Raw genomic sequence first — 20076 nt, forward strand, 5'->3', positions numbered from 1 at the left:
ACGGGCCCCGTCGTCACCGCGGACGGGCGCTCCGGGGGCCGGGCTCGGACGCCCACGGTCCCGGCCGGCCGACGCACCACGGACAACCGATGACGGACGGCGGAGCCCGGCGCCCGCTCCCGGACCGCCGCCCCGTACCACCCGCCCCGGACCCCGGAGCCCCGCGTTCACCGCAGGATGAGCACCTCCAGCCTGCGCGGCCCGTGCACGCCCTCCACCCGGTCCAGCTCGATGTCGCTGGTCGCGGACGGGCCGGAGATCAGGGTCAGCGGCCGGGCGGGGTCGAGCCGGGCCAGCGCCTCCGGCACCGAGGCGACGACCTGCTCCGCACGCACCACGCAGAGGTGGCGGTCGGGCACCAGGGTCAGCGCCCTGCGCCCCTGCCCCGGACCGCCGTCGAGGACGAGGGTCCCGGTGGCCGCGATCGCCGAGGCGGCTGTGGTGACGACGGCGTCGGCGGCGTCCAGTTCCGTCACGGACAGCGGCGGTTCGTCGTGCAGCACCTCGGCGGACGTGCCGGCCCACCACGCCTCCGGGAGCCCCGGCGGCACCACCACCTGCCGGACGCCACCGGCGGCGAGCGCGTCGGCCACCGCGGCCGCCGCGTCCCGGTGGTCCTCCAGCCGCACCGACGCGCCGTAGTCGGCGAGCCGTTCGGCCAGCAGGGAGACGGCCTCCGCCGACCCGGCGGGCGGGCGGCCGCCGGTCGCGTAGCCGCGGGCCACGGGGACGTCCGCGGGCCGTTCGCCGCGGGGGACGTCCGTGAGGGCGCGGCGGATGCGGCCCAGGATCTCGTCACGTGCGCTCATCGGTGCGTCCTCTTCCATGCGTCGCGGAAACTCTCCGGTGCCGGGGCCGGCGCGTCCCGGGCGTCGGTCCACCCCGACAGTGGGCCCGGCAGCCGGCCGATCCGGCCCTCCCGGGAGACCAGCCGGCCGAAGAGCGCACCCGCGCGCTGGGCCACGGCCAGGCGCGACGGTGCGGAGAGCACCCAGCGCGCGGCGGTCATCGCCATCCGTTCCGGGGTCGGCAGGCGCCGTTCGCGGCTCTCGTCGACGACCCGGGCCCGCAGATGGACCAGGACCTCCGGAATGTTGATCTTGACGGGGCAGACCTCGTAGCAGGCGCCGCACAGGGTCGACGCGTAGGGCAGCGAGCGGTCCACCGCCGACCCGGTGCCCCGGAGCTGCGGGCTGAGGATGGCGCCGATCGGTCCGGGATAGACGGATCCGTAGGCGTGCCCGCCGGCCCGCTCGTAGACCGGGCAGACGTTCAGACAGGCCGAGCAGCGGATGCAGTTCAGCGCCTGGCGGCCCACCTCGTCGGCGAGCGTGTCGGTACGGCCGCCGTCCAGGAGCACCAGGTGGAACGCGCGCGGCCCGTCCCCGTCGGCGGTACCGGTCCAGGTCGAGGTGTACGGGTTCATCCGCTCGCCGGTGGAGGAGCGGGGCAGGGTCTGCAGGAACACCTCCAGGTCCTGCCAGGTGGGGACGACCTTCTCGATGCCGACGACGGAGATGAGCGTCTCGGGGAGGGTGAGGCACATCCGCCCGTTGCCCTCGGACTCCACGACGACCGCGGTGCCGGTCTCCGCCACCAGGAAGTTGGCGCCCGAGACGGCGACCTTGGCGGTGAGGAACTTGTCCCGCAGGTGGGTCCGGGCGGCTTCCGCCAGCCGGCGCGGGTCGTCGGTCAGGTCGTCGGGGGCCGGGGTGCCGTGCCGGGCCATCTCCCGCAGGAAGATCTCCTTGATCTCCGCACGGTTGCGGTGGATGGCCGGTACCAGGATGTGCGAGGGGCGGTCGTCGCCGAGCTGCACGATGAGCTCGGCCAGGTCCGTCTCGTACGCGGCGATTCCGGCGTCCGCCAGCGCTTCGTTCAGGCCGATCTCCTGTGTGGCCATCGACTTGACCTTGACGACCTCGGACTCGCCGGTGTCGCGGACGAGGCCGACGACGATCCGGTTGGCCTCCTCAGCGTCGCGGGCCCAGTGCACCTGCCCGCCCGCGGCGGTCACCCGCTCCTCCAGCTCGACCAGGTAGTGGTCGAGGTGACGCAGCGTCCGTTCCTTGATGGCGCGGCCGGCTTCGCGCAGCTCCTCCCAGTCGTCGAGCTCTCCGACGGCGTCGGCCCGCTTCTCCCGGATGGTGTGGGTGGCGTGCGCGAGGTTGCGGCGCAGCTGGGTGTCGGTCAGGGACCGGCCGGCCGCCTCGGGGAAGGCGGGCATGCCGAGGTAGGTGGTGTTCTTCATCGGGTGCACGCTCCTCGGGCGGCGCCGCGGCCGCGCCGCGGCTTCTCGGGCCGGACCGGCAAGGGATTCTCCTCGGTGGCGGCGAGGATCTCGGCCAGGTGCAGGGTGCGGACGCCGGTGCGCAGCCGGGAGAGGGTGCCCCCGATGTGCATCAGGCAGGAGTTGTCCCCGGCGCACAGCACCTCCGCCCCGGTGTCCTGTACGTGCCGGACCTTGTCCGCGCACATGGCGACGGAGGTGTCGGAGTTCTTGAGGGCGAAGGTGCCGCCGAAGCCGCAGCACTCCTCGGCGGCGGGCAGTTCCACCAGGTCGATCCCGCGCACCGCCCGGAGCAGTTGCAGCGGCCGTTCGCCGACGCCCAGCATCCGCAGCGAGTGGCAGGTGGGGTGGTAGGTGACCCGGTGCGGGAAGTACGCGCCCACGTCGGTGACGCCCAGGACGTCGACGAGGAACTCCGACAGCTCGTAGAGCCTGGGCGCGGCCTCGACCGCCGCGGTCAGCCCGGGGTCCCGCGCCACGCGGGAGGCCAGCGCGGCATGGTGGTCCCGCACCATGGCGGCACACGACCCGGAGGGGGTCACGACGGCGTCGTAGTCCGCGAAGACCTCGGCGAACCGCCGTACCAGCGGCAGGCATTCGCGCTGGTAGCCGGTGTTGAAGTGCATCTGGCCGCAGCAGGTCTGCCCGAGCGGGAAGTCCACCGTGCAGCCGAGCCGTTCCAGCAGGGCGACCACGGCGTGTCCCGTCTCCGGGAACACCGTGTCGTTGAAACAGGTGATGAACAGTGCGGTCCGCATGGTTCCTTCCTCGTGCTTGCTTCGTCCATGAAGCCGGTGCTCCGGTACAGGGGACGGTCGTTCCGGCTCCGGCCCGGTTCCTGCTCCGGGCGCGGTGGGTCCGTACCCGAGCCGGGCGTGGCCCGCGCCGCCGCGGACGCACGCGTCCGGGCGGCGGCGGGCCTCGGGGCAGCGTCCACCGGCCTCAGGGCAGCATCCAGGCGAGGACATTGGACTGCAGGAAGACCAGCAGACAGATGGCCAGCAGAAGCATCAGGCTCCATTTGACGGCTCCTCGGAAGAGTTCGGACTCCCGGCCCACCATGCCGACGGCGGTGGCGGCGATGGTGAGGTTCTGCGGGCTGATCATCTTGCCGACGACGCCGCCGGAGGTGTTCGCGGCGACCAGCAGGGTCGGGTCGAGTCCGGCCTGGTCCGCGGCGGCCTGCTGGAGGGTGGCGAACAGGGCGTTGGCCGAGGTGTCCGAGCCGGTGACCGCGGTGCCGAGCCAGCCGAGGATCGGTGAGAGGAACGCGAAGGCGGCGCCGGTGCCCGCGATCCAGGAGCCGATGGTGAGGGTGAGCCCGCCGAGGTTCATCACGTAGGCGAGCGCCAGCACGGAGGCGACGGTCAGCAGGGCCCAGCGCAGCTTCGCGACCGTGGCACCGAACTCCCGGACGGCCGTCCGGGGGCTCACCCGGTACACAGCGGCGACGACCACCCCGGACAGCAGGAGCAGGGTGCCCGGTGAGGAGAGCCACGGGAAGGTGTAGACGCTGGAGGTCGCGGGCTTTCCGGCGGCGGTGAGCACCTGTCCGTCCAGGCCCGGCCAGGCGATCGTCAGGTCGCTGTCCGCGAGGAAGTCCTTGGCGGGCGTCCACAGCTTGGCCGCCGAGAAGACGGCGATCACCAACAGGTAGGGCAGAAAGGCCATGACGGTCCGCCGGCTGCCGCTCTCCTCCGCCGCGTCGGCGCCGGCCGGGGCCTGCGTGCGGGTGCCGGCGGGGCGGGTCGCGGTGGGCCGGGTGCCGGTGGGCGCCTCACTGGGACCGGCGGAGTGGGCGGCCGGTGCGGACGCGGATCCGGAGTCCGGGGTTCCCGGCTCGCGCTCGGGCACGGGCCCGTCGGAGGCGTCCCGGCCGCGGCGCAGGTCCGCCCGGACCTCCTCGCCGCCGCGCGGCTGCCAGAAGCGGAGGACGGTCACGACGGCGGCCAGGCCGGCGAGCGAGGCGAGAATGTCGGTGAGCTCCACGGAGATGTAGTTGGCGCTCACGAACTGGACCAGCGCGAACACCGCGCCGCACACCAGCGCCACCGGCCAGGTCTGCCGTATCCCGCGCCGCCCGTCGACGAGCGCCACCAGCAGCAGCGGGACGAAGAGGGCGAGCAGCGGCGTCTGCCGGCCGGTGTAGGCACCGATCTCCTGGTACGGGATCTTGGTGAGGTTGCCCGCGGTGATGATCGGAATCGCGATGGCGCCGAAGGCGACGGGCGCGGTGTTGGCGACCAGCACCGTGATCGCCGCCCGGAGGGAGGAGAAGCCGAGCGCCATCAGCATGACGCCGGTGATGGCCACCGGGGCGCCGAATCCGGCCAGGGCCTCCAGCAGCGCGCCGAAGCAGAAGGCGATGATCACTGCCTGGACCCGTGGGTCGTCGCTGATCAGGTTGAACGCACGGCGGAGGTCCTCGAACCGGCCGCTGACCACCGTGAGCTGGTAGAGCCAGATCGCGGTGAGCACGATCCACATGATCGGGAAGAGGCCGAACGCCGCTCCCTCGCTCGCGGACAGCAGCGCGAGGCCGGCGGGCATCCCGTAGCCGAGCACCGCGACGACGAGGGCGACCGCCAGTGACGCCAGACCGGCCACGTGGGCCTTGAGCCGGAAACCGCCGAGCAGCACGAACAGCGTGATCAGGGGCAGGGCCGCGACGAGTGCGGAGAGGGCGAGGCTGTCCGCTGCCGGCGCGAGATCGGGTTGATACATGCGACCCTCCATGGAGCTTGGTCAGACCATAGCTTGGACGGGTCACACGCTAAGCAGCGGCACACGGGGTGTCCAGAGGTCGGCCGGAACCAAATTGGTCTGACCAATACCCCGAAAGTTAAGATCAGGGAGACATCACGCACCGGGGTCCGCTCCGGCGGGCCATGCAGGCACGGCCGACGCACAGAGGTGAAGGGGCTTTCATGGCTGACACGGCGGCCTGGGAGCCGGTACCGCGCTCCCGCACCTTCGAGCTGGTCCTGGCCCGGATCGAGGAGCAGATCCTGGCGGGCAATCTGCGCGTCGGCGACCGGCTGCCCCCGGAGCGGGAACTGGTCGAGCTGCTGGGCGTCAGCCGGGCCGCCGTCCGGGAGGCGCTGCGCGTCCTGGAGGCGCAGGGCGTCCTGCGCTCCCGGGTGGGCACCGGCCCCTCCTCCGGAAGCGTGATCGCGGCCATGCCCAGCGAAGGCCTCACTCAGCTGCTGCGCCTGCACATGGCGCTGGCGAACTTTCCGCTCTCCGACGTGGTGGAGGCCCGCGCCACGCTGGAGCGGTCCAGCGCCCGGCTGGCCGCCGAGCGCGCGACCGACGAGGACCTCGCGCGGATGCGGGAGCCACTGAACCGCATGGACGACGCGGCCCTGGCCCTCGAGGCGTTCAACGACCACGACACCCGATTCCATGTCGCCATCGCGGAGGCGGGCGGCAACCGGCTCATGGCCGACATGACGATCGCCGTGCGCAATGCGGTCCGGCGCACCCTGCTCACGGCGTTCCACGAACTCGCCGACTGGAGCACGGTGGCCGAGCGGCTGCGCGCCGAACACCACGCGCTCTACGCGGCGATCGCGGCCGGCGACGCCGACCGCGCGGGAGACCTGGTGGAGGCACACATCCGGGGCTTCCACCAGGACATCGAGCACATCGCGGCGAAGACTCCCTGACCCACCGGGCGCCTCCGCGACCGGACCGGAGCACCGCGGGTCAGGTCCCCGGCGCCGCTCGCACATGCCGAGCGGGCCTCATCCGTGGCGGGCGCCTCCGGCAGGGCACCCCGACCGGGGCGCCGCCCGCGCCTATTCGTTGACCACGGTGATGGTGCCGACGCCGCCCTCACGCTTGTTGGCCGCGTCGGCCTCCTGCCAGGTGCGGTACTGACGGATCACACCGTTCGGCAGGACCAGCCGGTAGACAGTGACGGTCCGGCGGGCACCGCCGCCGCAGTTGCATCCCATGGCGGTTCTCCTTCGATCGTGGCCGCCCTGCGGTCGGCCTCCCGGCGGGGCCCCGGCCCGCACACCGGTCGCTGCGCGCTCGGCCTCGCGCCTGCGCCGCCTGCTCACGGACGGACGAGTCACTGACGGATGAAGCGGTCACTGACGGAGCGTGCGGTGCGAGCCAGGGGACGAGCGCCGTACAGGTCCGGCGGAATCGCAGTCGATCGGGGGGACCGCGGACGGAGCCGGCGGGACCGCGCGGGGCGGGATCGCCCGCCTCGACGAGGAGCATTGCCGACGGGGTACGCGCCCGCGGTCACCACGGGGGACACCCGAAGTCATCATCCCCCGTCCTGATGACACCGACACGCACACCGAATTTGTCATACATTCCCGAACGGCCGTTGCTTTCGGGCGTCACCCGTTCCGGGAAAGGCGACCGAGGAAATCGGGCGAAGCCGAAAAGGGACCCGGCGGATCAGTCCAGCCAGTTGGCGGCCAGCCCGGTCAGGTAGGACAACGTCAGGACCATGGCGACCAGTTGGAACGCCACGGTCTCCCCCGCCCAGAACCCGAGCGGGGTCACGGCCGCGGCCACCCAGATGCTCGTGCACCAGCCGCAGGTGACCAGGTACGCGGGCTTCGAGTCGTCACCGAAGCGCGCGGCGACCCAGGAACGGATCCCCGCGGCAAGAGTGTCCTTGGTTATGAACCGTGTTATGCGACAGCTGATCCCGAGGGAAAGGAAAAACACCACAAGATTCATGAAAGGAATCGTACGGCGGGTGGGGGTGAATACCTCCGCGCTGTTCCGGGCGTACGGAAGGGCTCTCTGCCGTCGGGGGCCGGCAGTTGTGCGCCCGGCTCACCGAGGCGCGCTCCCACGACGGGCAGGCGCACATTGCGGGAACGGGCGGGTGCATGACCGCGCTCGGGCCGCCCGCACGGAAGGGCCTCCGACGCGGCCCCCGCCCCCGGCGTCCCTCGCGTCAGCGGGCACCCCGCAGCCCGTCGACGGTACGGGCGATCGCCCGGCTGTAGCGGAGGACGCCGGGCGAAGGGACGGGGCAGGCGCGGGAGTCCGCGGTGACGGGCGCCAGGCAGTAGTGGAGGGCGTCGTCGTCCCGGTGGAGCCGGGTGACGCCGCCGTAGGACCCGGGGTCGGTGCAGAACGCGGGGTGTTCCCGCTCGTAGCGGTCGCAGGGCAGGTACTGGGTCCAGGCGTACCGGTCGTGGGGGAGGTTGTCGTACGGGTAGGCCGCCATGCTCACCTCGCGCCCCGCGTCCGAGACCACGTCACCCGAGCCGTCCGCCTGCGCCGCGTAGAGGGAGTTGATCCGGCGTACCCGCTCGGGCCGGAACGCGTCCGGGCCCTGGAGCACCCAGACCACGACCGGCCGGGCCGCTCCCGCGTCCCGGGCCGCCGCGGTGATCTGGTCCGTGAGGGCGGCGACATCGGCGCGGTAGCGGGTGTAGTAGTCGGGCGACCCGGCTTCCACGCCGTGCATGCACGGGGTGAAGGCCCAGGCGTTTCCCCAGAACTGCAGGACGACGACCGTCGGCCGGAGGGACCGGACCAGGGCGGCCGCCTTGTGCCGGTCCGGTACGAAGGACGACTCGGGCCGGCCTTCGAGGTAGTCGCAGACCGTCATGCCCGAGTAGGGCAGGCTCGTGTAGTCGGCCGGCCCGCCGGCCCGGATCCACTCCCCCAGCGCGTCCTGGCTCTCCGTCGCGATGGAGTCCCCGAGGTAGAGCACCCGGGGCGGGCCGGCGGTGCCGGAGGGGGTGGGACGGTCGGCAGCGGACCTTCGGGCCGCGGGCGTCGCCGCCGCGTCCGGGCCGCACAGTGGCAGCAGCAACAGTGCGGCGATCAGCGCCGGTACGGCGCGCTTCTTCAGGTGACGGCTCAGGTCGCGGCTCATCGTCCCGTTCCCCCCAACCCCGGGCGGCGGCCCGTCGGCGGCCTCAAGGCCAGCAGAGCAGACGGGGACCGGTCGCGACAGGGGGCCGGGGCCGGTCCACGCCGTTTCGGCCGCGTGCGGCCGGGCGCAGCCGCCGAGTGTGACCGACAACAGGGCGTGCGGGGACCGGGGCCGCTCGGGGGATCAGGGGGTGGCCGGGTGGGGTACTCCCGGTGGCAGCGGCTCTCCGATCCGGGTGCCGACCGCGCGGCACCGGCTCATGGCCGCTTCCTCCCGCGCGTCACGGGCTCCGGTTCGGCAGCCGCACCGTTGGCCGCCTCGAGAGGGAGCAGCACACCTGCCCAAGGGGTCATCGGACCGGGAAGCCGAAGGTGTAGCCCTGCTGCTTCATCCAGGGCAGCAGCCGGCGCAGCGCTTCCACCGTCTGGCCCCGCTCGCCGCCCGCGTCGTGGAAGAGCACGGTCGGTCCGTTGGAGATCTCGTTCTTGACCGTCTCGGTCATCACATCGGCGCCCGCCTGCTCGAAGTCCTTCGAGTCCACGTTCCAGCCCAGCGGGCGCATGCCCGCCGCGGCGGCGATCTGGCGGCTGTAGGGGGTGAAGGCCCCTCCCGGGGCACGGTAGTAGAGCGGCTTGACGCCACCGGAGGCCTTCGTGATCATCCGCTGGGCGTCGCGGATCTCCTTGGCCTGGTACGCGCGCGACTTGCCCCCCATCGAGGTGTCGTGCGAGACGGAGTGGTCGCACAGTCGGTGCCCGGCGGCCACGACCGCCTTCACCAGGTCGGGATGGGCCTCGGCCTGGCCGCCGACCATGCAGAACGTCGCCTTGGCTCCGTTGTCCTCGAGCACCCGCAGCACCTGTGGGGTCCATGTCGGGTCGGGGCCGTCGTCGATGGTGATGTTGATGCCCTTCCGCCCCTTGTCGGAGGCGTGGGCGATGTCCATGCTGACCAGGGGGCTGGGCAGGTCCGGGTCGGGTTTGGACGTCTGGCTCACGACCGGCTTGGGCGGCGCGGCGTCCTCGGCACCGACGGACTCGCCGTTGGCGCTCTGGGTCACGCACAAGGCCGCCAGGACCGATGCCCCGGCCACGCCTATCGCCGCCGTCAGCACTCGGCCGTTTCCCCGCGCCCCGCTCCGCCTCATGTCCGCACCGCTCCTCTTCTCGCCTGCTCGGGTCTGTCGGTGGGAATGATGTGGACACTCGGGAAAAGGCTCCGGCTGTTACAGATTCCCGACAAAACTCGGCTGGGTGGGGGCGCGGGGGCGGGCGGACACGCGGCTGCCGCGGCCGTCCGGACACCGGCGCGGAAGGCGGCGCGGAAGGCGGCGGCCGCGCTCCAGCTCTCTCCGCCGGCCGGTGCCTGACACCGGCCGGTAGCGCCACCCGGGCGGGACCGGAACCGGGTGCACGGCCCCGGTCACCCGCTCTTCGGCCCCGGAGAAGATTTCCGCTCCCGCCGCCCAACATTCCGCCGCTCCCCGGCTGTTGTTCTCCGAGTGGATCCGGCAGGAGGCCGGTTCCCCGGGAGGAAAGCAGGTTCCCATGCCGGATCCGGTTGTGGCGGCCGTCGTGCTGTGCATTATCAGAATGGCGTACTCGGTCTCTCTCCACTGCATGGCGATCTTCCGGGAACGGACGCGGGGGCGGGCGGTCGAAGCGCTGGTGCGCGCTGCCGAGCCGGGCTCCGGCGTCCTGGACCGGCGTGCGGACGGAAGCCTGACAGCCGTCACCCCCGCACTCCCCCGGTCGCCCCGGCGCCCGCCGGGTGCCGGGGAAGCGAAGGGAGAGCCGACATGAGCGGCCCCATGGAGCAACCCCCGGCCCCGGCCGAGGAGTTCGACCGGTTCTTCGTCCGTACCCGGCCGCGGATGCTGGCCCGGGCGGTGCTGATGACCGGACACCGCCAGACCGCGGAGGACGCCGTCCAGGACGCGTACACCGAAGCCCTGCGCCACTGGCACCGCATCGCCTCCTACGACTCGGCCGAGGCGTGGGTGCACAAGGTGATGACACAGCGGGTGTGGGCGGCCGGGCGGCGCGGCAGACGCCAACTGCCCTCGGGACTCGACGTTCCCCTCCCGCCCCACCCCTCCGTCGAACGCACCGCGGAGGTGCGGGAGACCCTCGGAGCGCTGGCGGGCCTCCCTCCGGCGCAGCGGGCAGCCGTTGTCCTGCACTGTCTGGAGGGCCTGACCCAGGAGGAGACGGCGCAGCGGCTGGGGGTCACCCGGGGGACGGTGGCGTCCGCGGTCCACTCGGCGCGCCGGACCCTGGCCCGGGTCCTGGGCCTCTCGGAGGAGCACGGCACCGCCGACCAGCACCTGGTCGCCACGGCGGCCCCCGGCCCGGCGCTGCTGCCCGCGGACCGGCTCGCCCTCCGGCTGCGGAACGCCGAGGAGTGGCTGCGGGACGGCTGGGAGTCAGACCGGGCCACCGGGCACCGGCCGTTGACGGAGGTGCGACGCGGTGCGGCCGAGGAGGGCGCAGGCGAGCGGGTCCCGCCCTGGTCGCGTTGGCTGCGACGGCGGACGGGCGGCTCCGCCCTCCGGCGGTCCGGACGTGCCGACGGCGGTGGGGAGGCATGACCGCCGGGTTACGGGCGGCCCTGGCGCTGGGGCTGCTCGTCGGCTTCTACGCCCTGGTCACCGTGCTCGTCGTGCTGGACCTGACGCTGATCCTGGTGCCGATCGTGGACGGCCCGGCCGACGGAGAGCAGCGTTTCACGGGCGGCGCGCGCTCCCTCGTCCTCGCTCTCGGCAGTGTCCCGGTCCTGCTCGCGCTCCGCCGGGGAGTGGCGATGGTGAGCAGGTCCGCGCCGGTGGCGGCGCGCGCCGTCCGGATCGGCCCCGAACGGGCCCCCGAACTGTGGGAGATGGTCCGGGACGTGGCCCGACGGGTCGGCGTACGGCCGCCGGACGCCCTGTTCCTGACGCCCGAGCCGAACGCCGCGGTGGCCGAGGACGGCCCGATGCTCGGACTCCGGGCGGGGGCGCGGCGCCTGTACGTGGGCGTGCCCCTGCTGATGTGCCTGACCCGGGACCAGCTGCGTGCGGTGCTGGGCCATGAGTTCGGCCACTGCGCCCGGCACCACACCCGGTTCGGTGCCCTGACGCACCGGTGCGCGACGGCGACGGCCACCGCACTGGACCGGCTGCGCCACCAGCCAGGGGCGCGCAACGGCTACTCGTTCCTGGTGGGCGGGGTGCTGCGGCTGTACGCCCGGGTCTTCGACCGCCTGACGTTCGCCGTCCGGCGGCGGCAGGAACTGGAGGCCGACAGCGCCGCGGCGGCCCTCGCCGGGCGCGCCGTGACGGCGGAGGCCCTGCGTGCGGCCCATGGGGCCGGGGTGGCGTGGCGGCGGTTCACCGACGAGTGGCTGGTGCCCGCCGCGGCGCGGGGAATGCGCCCGGACGATCCGTTCCGGGCCTTCCGGGCCCTGCTGGACGAGACACCGTCATCCGCCGCGCCGCTCGGTGCCCTTGGCGGCTCACCCGGTCGCAGGTGGGGGCGCGGACCCGGGCCCGGCCGCCGGGACGCCCATCCCCCGCTGGTGACCCGGCTCCGGCGGCTGGCGCGGTTGCCCGTACCCGTCGGCCACGACACGGGGTCGCCGGCGGGCGACCTGCTCCCCGCGGCGGCGGAGGCCGTCGTCGTCCGGGTCGGAGGTGGGAGCGGGGCGGAGGCCCGGATGCCGTGGCGGGCGTGGCTGCGGGCCGAGGCGGGCCGACGACCGGCCACACGGGCGGACGCCCTGCTGCGTGCCGCCGTACGGACCGGCGGCGGCTCCGCCGACACGGAAGCGTCCCTCGGCACCGTGCTGCGGCTGCTGGCGGAGGGCCGACGGAACGCTCTCGCCGCGGAGTTCGCCGCCTGCTGCGCGGAGGCCACCGGACGTCCCGCACCGGCCGGCGGTCTCCGGGAGGGCCTGCGGGCTCTGGTGGGCCGAACGGTGGTGAGCGGCGGGCGCGCGTACTGGAGAGCCGCGTGGGGCGGGGACGGAGCGTTGGTCTGCCCGGGTCTGTCCGAGGCGACGCTGCGCGACCTCCTGAGCGAGGCGCTGGCCCAGCCGTCGGACCAGCAGCGGTTGTTGCTGCACCTGGCTGAGCTGGGGGTGGACCCGGGCCGCCCGGACACGGCCCGCCCACGGGAGGCCACGCCTGGGGAGCGGTCACCTGCGCGGGCGGGCGGAGGATCCACGGTGCCGTCGAGCGGGCCGGGCCGGGAGCGGCCGACGGCCTCGGACACCGGTGTGCCGGAGCCCGCGCCGGCGTCACTGCAGATCGTGCCGCTGGTCGACCAGGAGGAGGTGGCGGAGGGGCGACGGATCCGCACCCTCACGCTGGCGGTGGGCGGTGCCCTGCTGGCGGCGATCCTCGTGGCGGTGGTGCTGGCCCCCGGGGAGGAGCCGTACCGGCCGCCCGCGGGGGTGCGCTGCGGGATCGAGGCGGGCGAACTGTCGTGTCCGGGCTCCGGGTCGGGGTACGGCACCGGGTCCGGGTCGAACTCCGGGCCGGGGTTCGGCTCCGGTACGAGCAGCGGACCGGGGTACGGATCAGGGTCGGCGTCCGGCTCGGAGTACGGCTCTCGTGGAGCGGGCGCGGGCTCCGGGTACGGCACCGCTTCCGGCTCGGAATACGGCTCCGGCTCGGTATACGGTTCCGGCTTCGCCGGGGCGTCGACGGGCGGAGCCCGGTGAGCGTGACCGCCACGGCCGTCGTCGGCGACCGGGGAGCGCGCCCACCGGGGCGGCGCACCCACCGCATCAGCACCAGCGCCGGCGCCGTCCCCTCCGCCGACGGACGGGCAGACCGTCCAGGATGAGGGAGAGCCCGATACCGATCAGCCAACTGTCCTTGGCGAGGGCGATGCCCTGGTCGGTCGGGCGGAGGCTGCCCTCACGCCGCATTCCGGGCGTCCGCAGGTACAGGCCGAACAGCCCGGCGGAGAAGGCGGTCAGGCCGGCTCCCGCGACCACCGTCGGCACCACCGGCACCAGCAGCGCCGAGCCGAGGGCGATCTCGGCGGTGGACAGCAGCTTGACGAACCGCTCCGGCTCCATGGTGCCCAGGAACGGATAGGTGCTGGAGGCGAAGCCGTGCAGTTGCTCGGCCGCGGGCCGGTCCGCTTCCCGCTTCGTCAGGCCCGAGTTGAGGACGAAGGCTCCGGTGGTGAGCCGGAGCGGAAGTTGCCTGACCACGGCGTGTGCATCCATGAGACGCCTCCTGACGGCTGGTCGGCGCGGAACGCCGACGGACGGTCGCTCCCGCTCCGGGACCGCGGACCTCTCCGGGACCACGGATGCGCACACCGGCCCGGGCGTGCGTGGCACCGCGACCGATGCCCGTGGAACCACGGACTCCCCACGGCGCGCGCAATCCTCGAGCGCCCTCCTGAGCCCGTACCCCGCGGACGCCGCAGGCGGACCGATCTCCGGCTGCTCGCCCTCTGCCCGTCGGCCCGGTCCGCGACGACGCCCGGCCAGCGGCGGCGGTCCCGGCGCGTATCTCCAGCGTCGCACCCTGTCGGAGTCCGATCAAACGGGGAGATCCCGAACCGCCGGGCCGCCGCCGACGCGGCCGGACACCGGCCGACACGGCTCGCCGCCCGCGGAGCGGGCCGAATCCGGGCCGGCAGGGCAGGCGCACCCGGACCCGTCAGCGGATGCCCGCGCCCCGGCCTCGCCCTACCCTGAACAGGGGAGGCAGGTGAACAGGGGGGGGCAGCTGAACAGGGGGATACCGAGGCCGAGGGAGGGGACCAGACACCGCAGGAGCCGCCATGACCACGACGCGATGGTTCTTCGAGCCGGGACACACCGCTGCGGAGTTCTGTGCCCGGCACATGATGGTCACCTACGTACGCGGGCAGTTCAAGAACGTCCAGGGCTTCGTCGAAGTGGATCCGGACGAACCGGAGAAGGCCCGCGTCGAGGCGACGATCGACGCGACCCAGGTGTTCACCGGTCAGCCGCAGCGGGACGCCCATCTGCGCAGCGCCGACTTCTTCGATGTCGAGAACCATCCGGCCTGGACGTTCGTCGGGTCCCGCGTCAACCAGTTGAGCGCGACCGAGTTCGCGGTGACCGGCGATCTCACCGTGCGGGGGACGACCCGGCCCGTCACCTTCGACGTGACGTATCTGGGCCAGTGGGACACCCCCTGGTGGGAGGACGGGCAGAACCTCGGCCCCCGGAAGCGCGCGGGCTTCACCGCCAGGACGCGTATCAACCGCCATGATTTCGGGGTGAGCTGGAACGACGTCGTGGACCAGGGCGGGGTGGTGGTCAGCGACCTCGTCGATGTCACGGTCGACGTCGAGGCCGTTCTCGAAGCAGCGGCGCAGCCCGCCTGACGGCACGTCGACGCAACCTGCCCGGCACGTCCTCCGATCGGCCGGCCCGTCGCCGCCGGCCACCGACCGCCCGTCCCGCCGGCCACCGGCCGGCACGCCGGCACGGCCCGTACGGCCTACGCACAACGGAGAGCCGCCGGCCGCGCCCGGGACGGGGCGGCCGGCGGCCGTGGCTCATGCCGGGGTGAGGCGCAGCGGCATCCGGCGCCAGCCGTCCGCGATGAACCCGGTGACCTGTTCCAGCGGTTCGTCGGCGAGCTCCATGTCCGGGAAGCGCTCGAACAGCATCGGGAGGGCGATGCGCGCCTCCATGCGGGCGAGCGGTGCGCCGATGCAGTAGTGGACACCGTGCCCGAACGCCAGGTGGTCACGGTCGGGGCGCAGCAGGTCGAACTCGCCCGCGGTCGGTCCGTGCCGGGCGGGGTCCCATCCGGCCGCCCCGTACGTGGTGAGGATCGGGTCCCCCTGCCGGATGACCGTGCCGTCGGGCAGCTCCAGGTCCTCGACGGCGTAGCGCAGCGGCAGGTTGGCGATGCTGGGGGCCCAGCGCAGGGTCTCCTCGATCACGTCGTTCCAGGTCGCCCTGGACTCGTCCAGATGACGGCGCTGCTCGGGGTGGGTGAGCAGGCCGTACACGGCGTTGGCGATCAGATTGACGGTCGTCTCGTGTCCGGCACCGACGACGAGCAGCAGGGTGTCCAGGAGCTGCGGCTCGCTCAGCCCCGAGCCGTCGGCGTCGCGGGCGGTGACCAGGGTGGTGGTCAGGTCCTCGGCGGGGTTCTCCCGCTTGTGCGCGACGAGGGCGGAGAAGGCCTGCTGGACCATCTCTCCGGTGGCGGCGGCCTGTTCGGGGGTGGCCGTGGTGTCCATGATGCGTTCGATCAGGTCGGCCACGGCGGGGCGGCTCTCCTCGGGGATGCCGAAGAGCTCGCAGATGACCTGCATGGGCAGCGGCTGGGCGAACCGGGCACGCAGGTCGGTGACGCCGTCGGCGGGAGCCTCGGCGAGCCCGTCGAGGAGCGCGGTGGTGATGGCTTCGATGCGCGGCTCCAGCGCGCTGGTGCGGCGGGCGGTGAAGGCCGGGGATATCAGCTTGCGCAGCCGCCGGTGGTCGGCCCCGTAGGCGGTGAACATGTTGTTCACCCCGGCCCAGGAGCGGAGCCAGCTGTCGTGGTGCTCACCGCGCTGCCAGGCCGGCCAGTGCTGCCGCGGGTCCTTGGAGACGCGGGGGTCGGCGAGGAGCTGCTGCAGCAGGTCGTGGCTGGTGATGTACCAGGCGGGAATCCCGCCGGGGAGTTCTACCAGGACGGCCGGGCCGCGGTCGCGGAGGCGTTCGGCCTCGGCCCGGAGGTCCTGTCCTGAGGGGTCGAGGGTGATGACAGCGAGCTGGTGTTCCACGGGGTGACTCCGGTGGGGTCGGGGACGAGAGGAGTGAACCGTGCGGGGAGGGTGGCGAGAGCGCGGTGGAAGCCTCCCGGACGCCATTCCAACTGGTCGTACGGGACGGCGAGTTCGATGTCGGAGAGCCAGGCGGTCAGCCGCTCGATGGCGGTGATGGCCACGAGCTGGGCGTGGTTCCGGACGGGACAGGTGTGCGGCCCCGCGGACCAGGCCAGATGGGATCCGGCACCGGTGGCGATGGTCTCCGGGCAGCGGGGAACGGAGAGGTTGGCCGCGGCGTAGGAGACCAGGACGAGCTGGCCGGCCCGGATCCAGGTGCCGTGGAAGTAGACGTCCCGGCGCGGGAAGTGGGCCCCGTAGTTGGCCATCGGCGGGTCGTGCCAGAGCACTTCGTTGACGGCGTCGTGAGCGGTGAGCGCGCCGCCGGTGAGGGTGGTGTAGTAGCGGTCGTCGGAGAGCATCCGGGCCAGGGCGTTGCCGACGAGGTTGGTGGTGGGTTCCAGTCCCGCGCCCAGCGTCAGCACGACGTGGTGGACGACCTCCTCGGTGCTCAGTCCGGAGGGGTGGTCGATGAACCAGCTGGTGAGGTCGTGGCCGCGTTCCTGGCTCTTGGTGGTGACCAGGTCGGTGACATACGCCTCGAAGGCCGCGTTGGCCCGGCCGGCCTCCTCGGGGGTGTTGCCCTCCATCATGCCCGCGAGGGAGTCGATCAGCCGGGTGCTGTGGGAGTCGCCGAACCCGAAGAGCCGGTTGAACAGCAGCATCGGCAGGACCCGCGCGTACTGGCTGATCAGGTCCGCCCGGCCGGTGGCGCCGAACTCGGTGATCAGGGTGTCGGCGGCCCGGTGGACGTGGGAGCGCAGCTCATGGGACTCGATCATGCGGAACGAGTCGGTGATGACACTGCGGTAACGGGCGTGCACCGCACCGTCGTTGAACAGCGGGTTCGGCCGCCAGGCGAGCATCGGCCGGACCGGCGAGTCCTCGGGGATGGTCTCCTGCCAGGGCCGCGGGTCGTGGGACCAGGTCTCTGGGTCGTGCAGCAGGTCCAGTGCGGTGCGGTAGTCGGTGACGAGCATCGCGCTGACGCCGGGGGCGATCTCGACCGGGGCCAGGTCCCCGTACTGGCGGAGTTCGGCGTACGCGGTGTGCGGGTCGGCGGCGAACTCCGGTCCGTACAGGCGCAGCAGGGCGTGGTCGCCGCGGACCGGGCAGCCCGGCATCGGCAGCGAGCCGGGGGGCGTGGGGTGGGTCATCGGGGAGCTCCGACGGGGGCGTGGGCCATGATGTGCCGCGCGAGGGTGATGAGCGCGTCGGCGGACTGGTTGCGGTCCCGCGCGTCGCACACGACGAGCGGGGTGTCGGGGAGCAGGTCCAGGTGGTCCCGGAGCGTGTCCGGGTCGTGCAGCGGGGCGTCGGGGAAGGCGTTGACGGCCACGGCGTAGCGCAGCCCGGCCTCCTCGATGATGTCCATCACCTCGAAGGAGGCGTCCAGGCGCCGGGTGTCGACGAGGACCAGGGCGCCCAGGGCCCCTTCCGCGATGTCCTCCCAGAGGGGAAGGAAGCGCTTCTGCCCGGGGGTGCCGAAGAGGTAGAGGACCAGGTCGTCGGCGATGGTGCGGCGGCCGAAGTCGATGGCGACGGTCGTGGTGGTCTTCTCCCGCACCCCCGACAGGTCGTCCACCAGTGCTCCCGCCTGCGTCATCACCTCCTCGGTGTGGAAGGGCGGGGTCTCGGACAGGGCCCGGATCATGGTGGTCTTGCCGACTCCGAACGGACCGGCGATCAGCACCTTGACCAGGAGGGGCTGGGCTTCGTCCGACAGCGGCCCGGGACCGCCGCTAGGACTTGAGGGCGTAGAGTCCATTGATCAGTTTCTCCAGAATGTCCCGGTCGGGCTGCTGAGCGGGAGGTATGGGGGGACGGGACCGCAGGTAGCCGGCTTCCACGAGGTCCGCCGCCAGCACGCGGGCGATGCTGAACGGCAGCTCGAGGTGGGCGGCGACCTCGGCGAGCGGCAGCGAACAGCCCACCGGCAGGATGTCCAGGACCCGCCGTTGCCCGGGGCTGAGCTCCGAGGGATCGGCGGGGGCCGCCGCCATCAGCACCGACAGCCGTTCGAGCGGGACCCGGTCGTCGTGAGCGCGCCCGCCGGTGGCCAGGTAGTGGGGTACCAGCCGCCGGCCGTGGGGCCTGGGGCTCATCACAGCGCGGCGTTCTGCCGGGGTTCGCTGCTCATCGCCTTCGCTCCGAGCGCGCCGACCTGGAGGTGCATCTGATGGGCCAGCACGCCCATGTTGATGTCGGGCGCGGCGAAGACCACCAGGCAGGCGTTGGTTCCGGCGGGCACGGCCACCAGCCAGCCCTCCGCCGACTCGACGACGGTCTGCCGCAGGTCGGCGGAGCCGCCGGTGAAGGCGCTCGTGGTGGTGCGGGCCGCGCCCTGGAGGGCGGAGAGCATCGCGGCGACTCCTTCGGCGCTCTCCCGGCTGAGCTCCGGTGACCGGCCCTGGACGAAGCCGTCGCTGGAGACGACCGCGGCGTGCCGGACGTGCGGCACCTCCAGCAGCGGTGCCAGCACCCAGGACTGGTCCTCGGTCAGGGGGCGGCGTGCGGACGTGCTCATGAGGGTGCGTTCCCTTCATCGGTGCGGTCGGCTTCGGAGAGCGTGGCGTGGCGCCCGGCGGCGGATCCGCGCTGGAGAGCGGCCCACTTCTCCGCGCTCACCGCGGCCTCCTCCGGGGCGCGCGCCGCGCCGGAGGCCTCGCGGCCCGTGCTCCGGTCGGCGGCTGGGGTGGGGTTGCGCCGGCGGCGGCGCGGCAGGGCGTCGGCTTCCGTTTCCGGGCTCCCGGGCGCTTCGGGGCTTCCGGGGGCTCCGGCCGCTCCGGGCCGGAAGCCGGGCGCGGAAGCCCGGTCCACGGGGGCCGGCTCCACGGAGGCGTTCGCGCCGGCCGGTGCGGCACCGGTCCCGGCGGCGGCCGGACCGTGGAAGGCACGGTCCCCGGGCGGCCGGGGCGCCAGCGCCGACAGGGGCTGCTGCGTCTCGTCGAGCAGGGTCAGCAGCGGGTCGCCGGGGATGAACACCACGGCCCGGACTCCGCCGTAGGCGCTCGTCTCGACGTGCGCCTGGAAGCCGTACGCGCGGCAGAGCTGTCCGATGGCGGCGAAGCCGGAGCGCGGCGGATCCCCGAGCTCCGTCAGCAGGACGGGGTGCCCGCCGGTGATCAACTCGGCCGCGCGCCGGGCCTCGTCGGGGTCCAGGCCGACGCCGGCGTCGTCCACGATCACCGAGGCGCCCCGGTTGCCCTGCTGGACGATGACGTAGACGGGCAGGTCCGGGTGGGAGTGGTGGAGGGCGTTCGCCAGCAGCTCGGTGATGACCACCGCCACCGGCTCGACCGCGCGGGCCACCACGGCGATCGGGTCCCGGAGCTGGTTGCTCACCTGGACGCGCTGGTACCCCAGCAGCCGGGAGCTGGCCCCCATCACGATCTCGGACAGATAGGAGTCGGCTCGGGCCAGCCCCGGCCAGGCGTCCGACACGATGCCGGTGACCTGGATGCGGCGCAGAATCTGTTCGTTGAGGAAGTCCACATCGACCAGGTCCTGCATCACCTTCTCGCCGTCGTAACGGCGTTGCAGCTCCTGGAGCAGCTCCTGCATCCGATAGCTCATCGCCTGGATCCGCGTGGTCGCGCCGCGCAGCGCGGAGCGGGCGGAGGCGTCCACCCGCTGCCGTTCCGCGAGCACCGCCTCCCCCACGTGCTCCAGCACCCGCCGGCTCGCGTGGTCGACGTCGCTGCCCGCCCACCGGGGGTCCAGCAGGCCGGGTGTGTCCAGGTGGGGGTGGGTCAGTGCGGTCACGGCACCGGAGATGCGGCGGTTGCCGAGGTGGCGGAGTTCCGCGCGCACTCCTTCCAGCGCGGTTATGGTCTCCGCCGCGCGGTGCTCGGCCGCCGCCAGTTGCTCCGCCGCGCGGGCCCGCTCCGCAGTGCGCGCCCGGTGCTGGCGAACGGCCAGCAGTGCCGCAGCCAGCGTGCACGCGCCGAAGATCCACGCCAGTGCCACTGCTACGTGCTCATCCATCAAGCCTGCCCGGAAAATCGTTTCGGTGGGGGGAATATGAAGGTACGGCCGCTGGGCCAAGGCTCCCGGTCACTGCCGGG

The 20076-nt window shown here is 73.2% G+C and carries 19 protein-coding genes; 4 read left to right on the forward strand and 15 right to left on the reverse strand.

Annotated features, from left to right (window positions below):
• Positions 1–167 precede the first annotated feature (167 nt).
• The 4 genes from ACFYYR_RS06200 to ACFYYR_RS06215 form a co-directional block, all read right to left on the reverse strand.
• Positions 168–809: a lactate utilization protein C gene (locus ACFYYR_RS06200; protein ID WP_388847482.1), complete on the reverse strand. Its 642-nt coding sequence runs from the start codon at positions 807–809 to the stop codon at positions 168–170.
• A complete protein-coding gene (locus tag ACFYYR_RS06205) occupies positions 806–2251 on the reverse strand; it encodes a LutB/LldF family L-lactate oxidation iron-sulfur protein (RefSeq protein ID WP_388847484.1) in 1446 nt (481 codons plus the stop codon). Before ACFYYR_RS06205 ends, ACFYYR_RS06200 begins: the two co-directional genes overlap by 4 nt.
• Complete coding sequence (locus tag ACFYYR_RS06210; RefSeq protein ID WP_388847486.1) at positions 2248–3048, reverse strand: (Fe-S)-binding protein; 801 nt, start codon at positions 3046–3048, stop codon at positions 2248–2250. The genes ACFYYR_RS06205 and ACFYYR_RS06210 overlap by 4 nt, the downstream gene beginning before the upstream one ends.
• Positions 3049–3232: 184 nt before the next feature.
• Entirely contained in the window at positions 3233–5014 is a 1782-nt protein-coding gene (locus ACFYYR_RS06215; RefSeq protein WP_388847488.1) for an L-lactate permease, read from the reverse strand.
• A gap of 203 nt (positions 5015–5217) precedes the next feature.
• Between ACFYYR_RS06215 and ACFYYR_RS06220 the strand changes: the two genes are divergently transcribed.
• The gene (locus ACFYYR_RS06220) at positions 5218–5958 is read left to right on the forward strand and encodes a FadR/GntR family transcriptional regulator (RefSeq protein WP_388847490.1); all 741 of its coding nucleotides are present in this window, start codon (positions 5218–5220) and stop codon (positions 5956–5958) included.
• Positions 5959–6090: 132 nt separating this feature from the next.
• Here the strand turns inward: ACFYYR_RS06220 and ACFYYR_RS06225 are convergent, their stop codons facing one another.
• The 4 genes from ACFYYR_RS06225 to ACFYYR_RS06240 form a co-directional block, all read right to left on the reverse strand.
• On the reverse strand, positions 6091–6249 hold the full coding sequence (locus ACFYYR_RS06225; RefSeq protein ID WP_388847492.1) for a hypothetical protein: 159 nt from the start codon (positions 6247–6249) through the stop codon (positions 6091–6093).
• A gap of 460 nt (positions 6250–6709) precedes the next feature.
• On the reverse strand, positions 6710–6997 hold the full coding sequence (locus tag ACFYYR_RS06230; protein WP_388847493.1) for a hypothetical protein: 288 nt from the start codon (positions 6995–6997) through the stop codon (positions 6710–6712).
• 223 nt (positions 6998–7220) lie between these two features.
• Positions 7221–8153, reverse strand: coding sequence for an SGNH/GDSL hydrolase family protein (locus ACFYYR_RS06235; RefSeq protein WP_388847495.1), 933 nt, complete (start codon positions 8151–8153; stop codon positions 7221–7223).
• Positions 8154–8502: 349 nt separating this feature from the next.
• Complete coding sequence (locus ACFYYR_RS06240; RefSeq protein ID WP_388847497.1) at positions 8503–9300, reverse strand: polysaccharide deacetylase family protein; 798 nt, start codon at positions 9298–9300, stop codon at positions 8503–8505.
• A 651-nt stretch (positions 9301–9951) separates the two neighbouring features.
• Between ACFYYR_RS06240 and ACFYYR_RS06245 the strand changes: the two genes are divergently transcribed.
• Entirely contained in the window at positions 9952–10743 is a 792-nt protein-coding gene (locus tag ACFYYR_RS06245; protein WP_388847499.1) for an RNA polymerase sigma factor, read from the forward strand.
• Positions 10740–12854 (forward strand): M48 family metallopeptidase, encoded by a 2115-nt coding sequence (locus ACFYYR_RS06250; protein WP_388847501.1) that lies wholly within the window; start codon positions 10740–10742, stop codon positions 12852–12854. Before ACFYYR_RS06245 ends, ACFYYR_RS06250 begins: the two co-directional genes overlap by 4 nt.
• Before the next feature lie 66 nt (positions 12855–12920).
• Here ACFYYR_RS06250 and ACFYYR_RS06255 read toward each other — a convergent pair whose 3' ends face one another.
• Complete coding sequence (locus ACFYYR_RS06255) at positions 12921–13370, reverse strand: hypothetical protein (RefSeq protein WP_388847503.1); 450 nt, start codon at positions 13368–13370, stop codon at positions 12921–12923.
• 566 nt (positions 13371–13936) lie between these two features.
• Here ACFYYR_RS06255 and ACFYYR_RS06260 point away from each other — a divergent pair.
• Positions 13937–14509, forward strand: a complete 573-nt coding sequence (locus ACFYYR_RS06260) for a YceI family protein (RefSeq protein ID WP_388847505.1) — start codon at positions 13937–13939, stop codon at positions 14507–14509.
• Positions 14510–14683: 174 nt separating this feature from the next.
• On the opposite strand, the gene ACFYYR_RS06265 is transcribed toward ACFYYR_RS06260, so the two are convergent.
• The 6 genes from ACFYYR_RS06265 to ACFYYR_RS06290 are packed head-to-tail and all read right to left on the reverse strand — an operon-like array spanning position 14684 to position 19996.
• Positions 14684–15907 (reverse strand): cytochrome P450, encoded by a 1224-nt coding sequence (locus ACFYYR_RS06265; protein ID WP_388847507.1) that lies wholly within the window; start codon positions 15905–15907, stop codon positions 14684–14686.
• Entirely contained in the window at positions 15808–17166 is a 1359-nt protein-coding gene (locus ACFYYR_RS06270; protein WP_388847509.1) for a cytochrome P450, read from the reverse strand. Before ACFYYR_RS06270 ends, ACFYYR_RS06265 begins: the two co-directional genes overlap by 100 nt.
• The gene (locus ACFYYR_RS06275; RefSeq protein WP_388847511.1) at positions 17163–17777 is read right to left on the reverse strand and encodes an ATP/GTP-binding protein; all 615 of its coding nucleotides are present in this window, start codon (positions 17775–17777) and stop codon (positions 17163–17165) included. Before ACFYYR_RS06275 ends, ACFYYR_RS06270 begins: the two co-directional genes overlap by 4 nt.
• Positions 17752–18114, reverse strand: a complete 363-nt coding sequence (locus tag ACFYYR_RS06280) for a DUF742 domain-containing protein (RefSeq protein WP_388847513.1) — start codon at positions 18112–18114, stop codon at positions 17752–17754. The genes ACFYYR_RS06275 and ACFYYR_RS06280 overlap by 26 nt, the downstream gene beginning before the upstream one ends.
• Positions 18114–18536 (reverse strand): roadblock/LC7 domain-containing protein, encoded by a 423-nt coding sequence (locus tag ACFYYR_RS06285; RefSeq protein WP_388847515.1) that lies wholly within the window; start codon positions 18534–18536, stop codon positions 18114–18116. The genes ACFYYR_RS06280 and ACFYYR_RS06285 overlap by 1 nt, the downstream gene beginning before the upstream one ends.
• The gene (locus ACFYYR_RS06290) at positions 18533–19996 is read right to left on the reverse strand and encodes a sensor histidine kinase (RefSeq protein ID WP_388847517.1); all 1464 of its coding nucleotides are present in this window, start codon (positions 19994–19996) and stop codon (positions 18533–18535) included. Before ACFYYR_RS06290 ends, ACFYYR_RS06285 begins: the two co-directional genes overlap by 4 nt.
• Positions 19997–20076: the final 80 nt, after the last annotated feature.

Origin of the sequence: Streptomyces sp. NPDC001922 (assembly GCF_042891165.1) — a bacterium.
Classification (GTDB): domain Bacteria; phylum Actinomycetota; class Actinomycetes; order Streptomycetales; family Streptomycetaceae; genus Streptomyces.

What these genes read in the sequence shown, in the direction of transcription:
- ACFYYR_RS06275 (WP_388847511.1), bottom strand. Translation starts at nt 17,777, where the DNA reads ATGGACTCTACGCCCTCAAGTCCTAGCGGCGGTCCCGGGCCGCTGTCG.
- ACFYYR_RS06285 (WP_388847515.1), bottom strand. Translation starts at nt 18,536, where the DNA reads ATGAGCACGTCCGCACGCCGCCCCCTGACCGAGGACCAGTCCTGGGTG.
- ACFYYR_RS06205 (WP_388847484.1), bottom strand. Translation starts at nt 2,251, where the DNA reads ATGAAGAACACCACCTACCTCGGCATGCCCGCCTTCCCCGAGGCGGCC.
- ACFYYR_RS06255 (WP_388847503.1), bottom strand. Translation starts at nt 13,370, where the DNA reads ATGGATGCACACGCCGTGGTCAGGCAACTTCCGCTCCGGCTCACCACC.
- ACFYYR_RS06200 (WP_388847482.1), bottom strand. Translation starts at nt 809, where the DNA reads ATGAGCGCACGTGACGAGATCCTGGGCCGCATCCGCCGCGCCCTCACG.
- ACFYYR_RS06245 (WP_388847499.1), top strand. Translation starts at nt 9,952, where the DNA reads ATGAGCGGCCCCATGGAGCAACCCCCGGCCCCGGCCGAGGAGTTCGAC.
- ACFYYR_RS06270 (WP_388847509.1), bottom strand. Translation starts at nt 17,166, where the DNA reads ATGACCCACCCCACGCCCCCCGGCTCGCTGCCGATGCCGGGCTGCCCG.
- ACFYYR_RS06230 (WP_388847493.1), bottom strand. Translation starts at nt 6,997, where the DNA reads ATGAATCTTGTGGTGTTTTTCCTTTCCCTCGGGATCAGCTGTCGCATA.
- ACFYYR_RS06250 (WP_388847501.1), top strand. Translation starts at nt 10,740, where the DNA reads ATGACCGCCGGGTTACGGGCGGCCCTGGCGCTGGGGCTGCTCGTCGGC.
- ACFYYR_RS06235 (WP_388847495.1), bottom strand. Translation starts at nt 8,153, where the DNA reads ATGAGCCGCGACCTGAGCCGTCACCTGAAGAAGCGCGCCGTACCGGCG.
- ACFYYR_RS06260 (WP_388847505.1), top strand. Translation starts at nt 13,937, where the DNA reads ATGACCACGACGCGATGGTTCTTCGAGCCGGGACACACCGCTGCGGAG.
- ACFYYR_RS06280 (WP_388847513.1), bottom strand. Translation starts at nt 18,114, where the DNA reads ATGAGCCCCAGGCCCCACGGCCGGCGGCTGGTACCCCACTACCTGGCC.
- ACFYYR_RS06290 (WP_388847517.1), bottom strand. Translation starts at nt 19,996, where the DNA reads ATGGATGAGCACGTAGCAGTGGCACTGGCGTGGATCTTCGGCGCGTGC.
- ACFYYR_RS06220 (WP_388847490.1), top strand. Translation starts at nt 5,218, where the DNA reads ATGGCTGACACGGCGGCCTGGGAGCCGGTACCGCGCTCCCGCACCTTC.
- ACFYYR_RS06225 (WP_388847492.1), bottom strand. Translation starts at nt 6,249, where the DNA reads ATGGGATGCAACTGCGGCGGCGGTGCCCGCCGGACCGTCACTGTCTAC.
- ACFYYR_RS06215 (WP_388847488.1), bottom strand. Translation starts at nt 5,014, where the DNA reads ATGTATCAACCCGATCTCGCGCCGGCAGCGGACAGCCTCGCCCTCTCC.
- ACFYYR_RS06240 (WP_388847497.1), bottom strand. Translation starts at nt 9,300, where the DNA reads ATGAGGCGGAGCGGGGCGCGGGGAAACGGCCGAGTGCTGACGGCGGCG.
- ACFYYR_RS06210 (WP_388847486.1), bottom strand. Translation starts at nt 3,048, where the DNA reads ATGCGGACCGCACTGTTCATCACCTGTTTCAACGACACGGTGTTCCCG.